The 8,619-nt window shown below is 51.9% G+C and carries 8 protein-coding genes and 1 riboswitch; all 8 genes read right to left on the bottom strand.

Translation table 11 applies throughout. From position 1 onward, the window contains the following. On the bottom strand, positions 1 to 324 hold a 324-nt coding region (locus AAY72_RS08095), incomplete at its 3' end, for a serine hydrolase (RefSeq protein ID WP_231728927.1). A 158-nt stretch (positions 325 to 482) separates the two neighbouring features. After that, on the bottom strand, positions 483 to 896 hold the full coding sequence (locus AAY72_RS08100; RefSeq protein ID WP_057786671.1) for a hypothetical protein: 414 nt from the start codon (positions 894 to 896) through the stop codon (positions 483 to 485). Between the two features lie 571 nt (positions 897 to 1,467). Continuing rightward, complete coding sequence (thiH, locus tag AAY72_RS08105; protein WP_082628971.1) at positions 1,468 to 2,673, bottom strand: 2-iminoacetate synthase ThiH; 1,206 nt, start codon at positions 2,671 to 2,673, stop codon at positions 1,468 to 1,470. Next, positions 2,670 to 3,440 (bottom strand): thiazole synthase, encoded by a 771-nt coding sequence (locus AAY72_RS08110; RefSeq protein WP_057786673.1) that lies wholly within the window; start codon positions 3,438 to 3,440, stop codon positions 2,670 to 2,672. The genes thiH and AAY72_RS08110 overlap by 4 nt, the downstream gene beginning before the upstream one ends. Before the next feature lie 2 nt (positions 3,441 to 3,442). Beyond that, entirely contained in the window at positions 3,443 to 3,643 is a 201-nt protein-coding gene (gene thiS / locus AAY72_RS08115) for a sulfur carrier protein ThiS (RefSeq protein WP_057786675.1), read from the bottom strand. Positions 3,644 to 3,681: 38 nt separating this feature from the next. Next, positions 3,682 to 4,437 carry a HesA/MoeB/ThiF family protein gene (locus AAY72_RS08120; protein ID WP_057786677.1) on the bottom strand — a complete coding sequence of 252 codons (756 nt, stop codon included), beginning with the start codon at positions 4,435 to 4,437 and terminating at the stop codon, positions 3,682 to 3,684. Next, positions 4,430 to 6,094 (bottom strand): thiamine phosphate synthase, encoded by a 1,665-nt coding sequence (gene thiE / locus AAY72_RS08125; RefSeq protein WP_057786678.1) that lies wholly within the window; start codon positions 6,092 to 6,094, stop codon positions 4,430 to 4,432. The genes AAY72_RS08120 and thiE overlap by 8 nt, the downstream gene beginning before the upstream one ends. Further along, complete coding sequence (gene thiC / locus AAY72_RS08130; RefSeq protein ID WP_057786680.1) at positions 6,078 to 7,949, bottom strand: phosphomethylpyrimidine synthase ThiC; 1,872 nt, start codon at positions 7,947 to 7,949, stop codon at positions 6,078 to 6,080. The genes thiE and thiC overlap by 17 nt, the downstream gene beginning before the upstream one ends. A 172-nt stretch (positions 7,950 to 8,121) precedes the next feature. Further along, positions 8,122 to 8,235: riboswitch (TPP riboswitch) on the bottom strand. Positions 8,236 to 8,619: the final 384 nt, after the last annotated feature.

The raw sequence follows: 8,619 nt of genomic DNA on the forward strand, positions 1-8,619 counted from the left end.
CTTTAAGATGGAATGGTATAACTTGCCCTGCTCTACCAGCTGCATGACTGCTGTCGCGGTAAATTGCTTGGTGAGTGAGCCGATATCAAATACCGTAGCATTATCAAAGGCGCGCTGCTTTTCCCGGTCGGCCAGGCCAAAGCTTTGCTGAAAGATTAGGGTATCGGATTTAGCAATTAATACGGTGCCGGAAAACGCCGATTGCTCAAGTTTTTGCTGCCACGGCGGCAGCGGTTCGCTGGCGGATACCGCTAAGCTGGCAACTAGCGTAAGTGCGCCGGCGATAATAGAGCGGAGTTTTGGCTTGGTTCTTGTTGGTTGCAAAATTGTTTGTCCTTGTGGTGTATGATCTACGGCCAGCTGGCTACCACGACAGGCCATAAAGCGCCCACACCAACAGTACCAGTACGATAACTGAGGTAAATATTGTCGGATACCACAGCCCCTGCTCTGCCATGCTGGCCATTTGCTCACCAGCCTTGTTAGGTATTTGCCTGCTTAGTGCTGCGAACTAAGAAATAAAAGCACACCACCAACAACAGATAACGCGGCAGCGTTGTAATTAAGCTATTGAGCGTTTGAGGTTGTGATTGCACAACGAAATATAGCTGTAAGAGTACTAAAGGCGCGAGCAACAATGCGTAAAACGTAAAATCTGGCTTTCTGATTACCAACTTACAGGCGAAAGCTACCACTAAAAATGCCGCCGCCAGCGGCACTGCGATAGTGAATAAGTCGACCAGCGTGAATGCAAGTAAGCTTGATACTTGAGCTACAGACTTTAGCAGGTTAGCGGGTATCGCTACTGCAGCACCAATGCCAATAATTGCGATTGATGCATAAGCTAGTGCAACACCTAAAATGACGGCGATTATTCGATTTGCTATTTGATCCATCCATTTACTCCTTGTTTTGCCGACCTTACCGTATGTTAGGCGTCTACTTTATTGGGGGAGGTCCACTGGCGTGGAGTAACTTGTTAGCTGCGTTGTCCAAGGGGCGAACCTGATAGTGATAACGGCCTGAGGTATCCCCAGAAATTTTGTAGTTAGAATAAAAATTTAGGCGATTAGGGAACATTCATGGCGGTTCCCGATCTGATCATTCGCCAACAATCCCACATCGCGGATGCTCACCATAAATGTTAAAACTATGCTCGCTGATTTCCTCCGATTTGTCACCCCCAAAAACCATGCATAAAGCCAGATTTTCTGTCTTGTTAGACGCGGTTACTGCTCTTGCTCCGATATTGCCCAACATGCCCGCAATCTGGAGCACGATAACCGTTTAAGCATCACACTGTATCATCAGGCAAGTGCCGGTGATCAGAATACGGAAGCCCGCTTAACCTTAAATGGCCACGCGCAAAAACTCACCTACGAGCAAGAATGGCAACAGGCCGCTCCGGCCTGGCAAGCGCGGGTGCTGCTTACCCAACAGGCTCGCCTGGCTGCTGTCTAAGGCTCATCAACTGCGACAGAGTCCGGTTTCCCAATCTTTCCAGACCGGCTGCAGGCCTCGGCTTGCCATGCTGGCCGCAACTTGCTGGACACTGCGCTGATCATCGGTGCTAAATTGCTCCAAACTGGCTGTTGCATCGGCATAAGCGCCCGGGGCAGTGCGGGAGCCGGCACTGATACTGGTGATAGCCAGCGGCACCACATGATCGCGAAAATGCGCCGATTCCCGGGTGGATAAACTGAGCTCCAGCTCAGGATCAAATAAGCGCCAGGCGCAGATCAGTTGTACCAATTGTTTATCGCTGATCAGGGTATCGGATTGATGTTGCTGTAGCACCTGATCGGCCAAGCCACCCGCGCAGGGTCGCAGTCGTGGAAACGACATACTGTAGCGGCTGCGCCAATAATGTTGCTGCAAGTAACGCAGGTGCAAGGCCAGATATAACGAGTCTAGCCGCCAATCGCCTAACCCCAGCAAAGCGCCAAGGCCTATTTTATCTACCCCGGCCTGCCCCAGTCGCTCTGGTGTTGCAAGGCGCCAGTCAAAATCCATTTTTTTCCCTTTAAGATGGTGTTTAGCATAGCCGTGGCGATCATAGGTTTCCTGATACACCAAAACACCATCGAGCCCATACTGCCTAAGCTCAGCATAATCACGGCTGGCCAGCGGCTGCACCTCTAGCAGTACATAGCTAAAGTAGCGCTTTACCACCGGCAGCACCTGCTTAAAGTACGAGAGCCCGACTTTTTTTTCATGCTCGCCGGCGACCAGTAATACCGTTGCAAAGCCTTGTGCTTTTATGGCCTGACATTCTTGCTCGACCTCAGCCAGCGTCAGGGTGCGCCTTTTTAGCGCATTGCTCATCGAGAAACCGCAATAACTGCAATCATTCGCGCATAAGTTGGATAAATACAGCGGAATATAAAACTGCAGCGCATGGCCAAAACGCTGGCGGGTAAGCAGCTGCGCCTGGCTGGCCATTTGCGCTAAAAAAGGCGCGGCTGCCGGTGAAATTAACGCTGCGAAATCATCCAGATCACGGCGCTTTTTTGCTAAAGCACGCTGCACCGCAGCCGTATCGGCCTGCATAATTTTTTGCTGCCACTGCTGGCTATCTTGCCTGGCCAGCAGCAAACTAAAACCGCTGGGCTCAAGCTGCAGCGCTTGCGCATCATTCGCCATGCGCCCACCGGCTAAGGCATTGCTTGTCATAGGCTCTCCAAAAAGGCCGTTAATGGGCTGCTGGCCACTGCATATTGCTGACGGGCAGCTAAACCAGCTTGCTGGGCTAACTCCCCGGCCTGGCAGGCCAGTTTAAAGGCTTGCGCCATCGCAATAGGATCAGCGGCACTGGCAATGGCGGTATTAACTAATACCGCTGTAGCGCCTAACTCCAGCGCCTCGCTGGCATGACTTGGCGCACCAATACCAGCATCAACTATCACCGGCACCCGGCTTTGCTCCACAATAATGCGTAAAAAATCGCGGGTTTGCAGGCCCTGATTTGAGCCAATGGGCGCGCCCAGCGGCATCACCGCTGCGCAGCCGACTTCTTCTAAACGTTTACACAGCACCGGATCGGCGCCGCAATACGGCAACACCACAAAGCCTTTGGCCACCAACAATTCAGCGGCTTTAAGCGTTTCAATGGGATCGGGCAATAAATAGCGCGGATCAGGGTGAATTTCTAATTTTAGCCAGTGCGTTTGCAATGCTTCACGCGCCAGCTCAGCCACAAACACGGCTTCTTCGGCGGTGCGAGCACCAGAGGTATTTGGCAGTAGCTTAACGCCCAGTGCGCTAAGCACCGGTAAAATTTCATCCTGACGTGTCATCAAATCGACCCGCCTAAGCGCCATGGTGACCAGCTCGGTACCACTGGCTGCTAAACTTTGCTGCATTAAACCAGCACTTTGAAATTTACCGGTGCCGGTTAGTAAACGTGATTGAAAAGTATGTCCTGCTATTTGATAGGCCATATTTACCCTCCAGCTATGGCAGTAAACAGCATAATCGTATCGCCATCGTTAAGCGGCTGAGTATCCCAGCAACTACGCGGGATCACCTGCTGGTTAATGGCAACCGCGATACCGGGGCGTAGTTGTTGTTGACCGGCCAAAAACTCTGCCACCGTGCAAGGCGGCGTTAATGCAATAGGTTGTTGATTAAAATAAATCAGCATCGTGTTTGCTCTCTTGAATCGAATTAGGGCGAAAAAGGTTAGCTGTCGCTGACAGCACAGATCGGACATGCCGGATCCTGTTGCAGCGTTAACTGACTACTCTGGCCGTGCAGACCATCAAAACAGTGCAAGCGGCCAAAGGACACATCGCCTATTTGCAAGAGGTGTTTAAGCGCCAGTAGCGCTTGCTGGCAGGCCACCAGGCCAACTAATGGCCCCAAGATGCCGCTTTGTAAACAGCTGGGGCTATCCTGCCAATCGGGGTATAAGCACTGATAGCAGCCCTGCCCCAGCCAAGGCTTAAGCGCTAATAGCTGCCCTTGCCAGCCACTGGCCGCGCCGCTAATTAGCGGTACCTGCCGTAAATAACAGGCCTGATTAATCGCTAAGCGACTGCTGGCGTTATCAGTAGAATCCAGCACCAGATTAACCCCAGGTAACAGCACCAGCAGATCAGGCAAGGTTAAACGCGCTGCCAGAGGGGTAATGACCAGCTCCGGGTTTTGCGCCTGTAACCGCGCTTTGGCTGCATCGACCTTTAACTGGCCAACCTCGGCACTGCTATAGAGTAATTGCCGGGGTAAATTGCTTAAGCTCACGCGATCATCATCGGCCAGCAGTAAATGCCCCACGCCAGCTCCGGCTAAATAGGACGCGACCACGCAGCCTAAACCGCCTAAACCAATAATCAACACCTTGCTATGCAACAATCGCAATTGCTGGCTCTCATCCATTTCCGGCAGCAGCAGTTGTGCGCTATAGCGCAACTGCTGGGCTGGCGTTAGTTCAGACACAGGCGTCTACCTCACCTTTTACATCGCCCGGCGCTTTGCTTACCGTCAAGGCTGACGCAGGCATCACTTGCTGAGCTTGCATGCCACTTTTAGCTTGCGCCAGACACGCCATCAGCAGCTGGGTTGCCTGTTCAGGATCGGCTGCTTCGGTAATGGCTGTTACCACCGCAATACTCTTTACCCCGGTAGCCGCCACCGCCGCTAAACGCTCAGCATTAATGCCGCCAATCGCTACCGTTGGATAAGGTGCTGCCAAGGGTACATACTGCGCCAGTCTGGCCACACCTTGTGGCTGCGAGGGCATTTGCTTGGTTTTAGTTGGAAAAATATGCCCAAGCGCAATATAAGACGGCTGCAGCGCTTTGGCGCGAAGCAACTCAGCAAAGCCATGGCTCGAAACCCCCAAGCGAATACCGGCTTGCTGTAAAGCAGCAAGATCGGCTGTCGCTAAATCTTCTTGCCCCAAATGCACGCCATAGGCACCAAGCTGTATGGCCAATTGCCAATGATCGTTAATAAACACTTGTGCTTGATACTGCTTACCTAGCGCAATGGCTGCCGCAATTTCAGCGCTAAGCAATTGCTGATGAGCCGTTTTAATCCGCAGCTGGATGGTGTTAATCCCAAGCGGTAATAACCGCTTTAACCAGGCTACCGAATCAACCACCGGGTACAGCCCCATTTCCGCTTGCGCTAAAGGCGAAAAAGCAGCAGATGATGGCTGTAAATCTGCCAAAGTCGCGCCCTGATAGAGCGCCTGCACCTGCGCCGTATTAAGCCAAAGCGGAAAATGTTCGGCGGCAACAGGCAATGGCAAGTGACTTAAGGTGCCTGCTCCCTGCCCCGTGGCATAGGCCGCACTTAAACCGCGGTTAAGATAGGCTTTGGCTAGAACAACGGCATCATCTAACGGATAACCTAGCGCCAGACCACTGGCAATAGCACTCGCTAAACTACATCCTGTACCGTGATTGTGTTCGGTATCAATTCTGGGGCTGGCTAACCAGTATTGCTGCCTGGTCGATGCCAGATAATCCAGCGCCAGCCGTTTACAACCACTGGCATGACCGCCTTTTACCAATACCGCTCGCACCCCTTTTGTCAGCAAGCACTCTGTCGCTGTGATGATCTGTTCAGGGGTTGTTACCGCTAAGCCGGTTAAAGCGGCTAATTCCGGCAGATTGGGCGTCAGCAAACTGGCAAAGCGATACAGCTCCGGCAAGGCATCCGAGCCTGAATCTAGCGTTAGCGTATCACCGCAGCTGGCAATTAACACCGGATCGATTATTACCGGTATCGTTGTCGGCAAGGTGGCGAGTAAGGTTGCGAGCTGCTGCTGTTGCGCGCGGCTCGCCACTAAGCCAATTTTTATTGCGACTGGCGGTAAATCGGCCAGTAACGTTTGCCACTGCGCGGCCAGCATCTGTTCAGATACTAGCTCCACCCGCGCCACTTCTACCGAGCTTTGTGCCGTGATTGCAGTGATAAGGCTACAGCCATGCACGCCAAAGGCGCGCATAGTCAGTAAATCTGCCTGAATACCGGCACCGCCACCCGAGTCAGAGCCAGCAATAGACCATACAATCGCTTTGGTAGCCTCAGTTTTATTGCGCCTCAGCTCAGCTGCCTGCGGCATCAACTCAGAGTGTGGCTGCATAATCACGTACATCCTGAGTAATTTTCATTGAGCAGAACTTCGGGCCACACATTGAGCAAAAATGTGCGCTCTTGTTCGACGCTTGCGGTAAGGTTTCATCGTGATACTGACGGGCAGTTGCCGGATCCAGCGCCAGATTAAACTGATCTTCCCAGCGAAACTCAAAGCGCGCCTTCGACATCGCATTATCACGAATTTGTGCACCCGGATGCCCTTTGGCCAGATCCGCAGCATGGGCGGCTATTTTGTAGGCAATCAGCCCCTGTTTCACGTCTTCTTTATTTGGCAGGCCTAAATGCTCTTTCGGTGTGACATAACACAGCATGGCGCAACCAAACCAACCGATAAAAGCCGCACCGATACCAGATGTAAAATGATCATAACCCGGTGCAATATCGGTCGTCAGTGGTCCCAGGGTGTAAAATGGCGCCTCGTGGCACTGTTTCAGCTGCTCATCCATATTCTGCTTAATTAGATGCATCGGCACATGGCCCGGGCCTTCGATCATCACCTGTACATCGTACTCCCAGGCGATTTTGGTCAGCTCTCCCAGGGTTGCCAGCTCAGCAAATTGAGCCTGGTCATTGGCATCATAAATCGAACCCGGGCGCAGACCATCGCCTAACGACAGCGACACATCATAAGCCGCACAAATTTCGCAAATTTCCCGAAAATGCTCATATAAGAAATTTTCGCGCTGATGCGTTAAGCACCACTTAGCCATGATCGAGCCACCACGCGATACAATGCCGGTGAGACGCTTAGCGGTCATGGGCACATAAGCCAATAACACCCCGGCATGGATAGTAAAGTAATCAACGCCCTGTTCGGCTTGCTCTAACAAGGTATCGCGAAAAATAGGCCAGGTCAGATCTTCGGCCACGCCTTTGACTTTTTCCAGCGCCTGATAAATTGGCACTGTGCCAATAGGTACCGGGCTATTGCGGATGATCCAGCTGCGGGTTTGATGAATATCGCGCCCGGTAGACAGATCCATCACCGTATCGGCGCCCCAGCGCGTGGCCCACACCAGCTTTTCCACCTCTTCCTCGATACTGGAGGTCACTGCCGAGTTACCGATATTGGCGTTCACTTTTACCAGAAAGTTGCGGCCGATAATCATCGGTTCGGCTTCAGGGTGGTTAATATTAGCCGGAATAATGGCCCGGCCAGCGGCCACTTCGGCGCGGACAAACTCCGCTGTGATTTGCGCAGGCAAGGCCGCAGCATAGGGCTGCCCCGGATGTTGATGCGTTAACAAGGCGCTTTTAACCTGATCGCGGCCCATATTCTCGCGAATGGCGATATATTCCATCTCCGGGGTGATAATACCGGCGCGGGCATAATGCAATTGCGTAACCCTTTTACCCGGCTTGGCTTTCAAAGGTTGCCGGTTTAACCGATGGGGCACTGGTGCTTCCAGCTGTTGCTGCTGGCTAAAACGTGAGCTTAATCTGGACAACTGCTCAGTATCCTGCCGCTCTATAATCCACGGCAGCCGCAGCGGCGCTAAGCCATCTTCAACATTGATACTGGCGCCCGGATCGCCATAAGGGCCTGAGGTATCATATACCGGCACCGCTTCATTCGGCTCAGTAATGGGCGCTTCGGGCGTGCCACCAACCACCGTATCAGCCAGCATAATCTGGCGCATTGCCACCTGCATATCTAGCCGGCTGCCCGGTAAATAAAGACGCTTCGAATTGGGATAGGCCTCGCCTTGCAGCTGGGCAATAAAATCGCGTGCTGCCTGGCGCTGTGCCCGACGTGACGATATGCTGGACTCAACAAGCTTAGATGTCGCCTGAGTTGGGGCTGTTTGTGATTCTGGGGTAAATAATTCTGTGGTTGACATAGCAATCTCACCAAAAAGTTAAGGGAAAATGCTTGTCAGGAGTGTTGGATAGGATTAAGTGTCAGCAGCAGCAAAATCAAACTGCTATTCAGCAGCTCTTGCGTTACTTATCAGATAACACAACTCAGAATAGAGATTTGTAAGCCTCGGTATTCGTAGCTGGTCAGCCGGTACATAATCACTACTTGTTCCCTTCGCAGGTATTAGCCTGATCAGGTTCAACGGATCCCGCAATGCGGTCTCAGCTTCAGGGCAATATCGCCCTAATGCACTCCGACAAGTTTGTATCTTGGTCTTGCCTTTTTACTTAACCATAAATTTACCGAAAAGAAAAGCCCGACTTGCGCCAGGCCGGCAACAATACGCACCGGTTGGCTTTGCCGGCTTTAAATTTTGAACTTTCATCGAATGTATTACTTGCTGTGAGACAGCCATATCAAATCTTCTTATTTATCCCATACGATCTGTATTACTGCCACTTGCATAACACCCAAATTTAGCGCGGAAAGCCGCGCAGCGGGTTGACGTCGTAGCCAGCGCTTTTTGCTGGCGATAAAATTTGATTGTTATACGTTTTTAACGAATATCTCTCTGCTGACTCAAAGACAACCTTTTTGTTGAACTGAACACTGGTTGCCGCTTACCATAGCTTGCAAGGTAAACATCAATT

The organism is Alishewanella sp. WH16-1, assembly GCF_001441695.1.
Taxonomy (GTDB): domain Bacteria; phylum Pseudomonadota; class Gammaproteobacteria; order Enterobacterales; family Alteromonadaceae; genus Alishewanella; species Alishewanella agri.

Bases quoted from the DNA above. Each gene is read 5' to 3' on its own strand.
- thiH (WP_082628971.1), bottom strand. From the start codon at position 2,673: ATGACAAGCAATGCCTTAGCCGGTGGGCGCATGGCGAATGATGCGCAA.
- thiC (WP_057786680.1), bottom strand. From the start codon at position 7,949: ATGTCAACCACAGAATTATTTACCCCAGAATCACAAACAGCCCCAACT.
- thiS (WP_057786675.1), bottom strand. From the start codon at position 3,643: ATGCTGATTTATTTTAATCAACAACCTATTGCATTAACGCCGCCTTGC.
- thiE (WP_057786678.1), bottom strand. From the start codon at position 6,094: ATGCAGCCACACTCTGAGTTGATGCCGCAGGCAGCTGAGCTGAGGCGC.
- AAY72_RS08110 (WP_057786673.1), bottom strand. From the start codon at position 3,440: ATGGCCTATCAAATAGCAGGACATACTTTTCAATCACGTTTACTAACC.
- AAY72_RS08100 (WP_057786671.1), bottom strand. From the start codon at position 896: ATGGATCAAATAGCAAATCGAATAATCGCCGTCATTTTAGGTGTTGCA.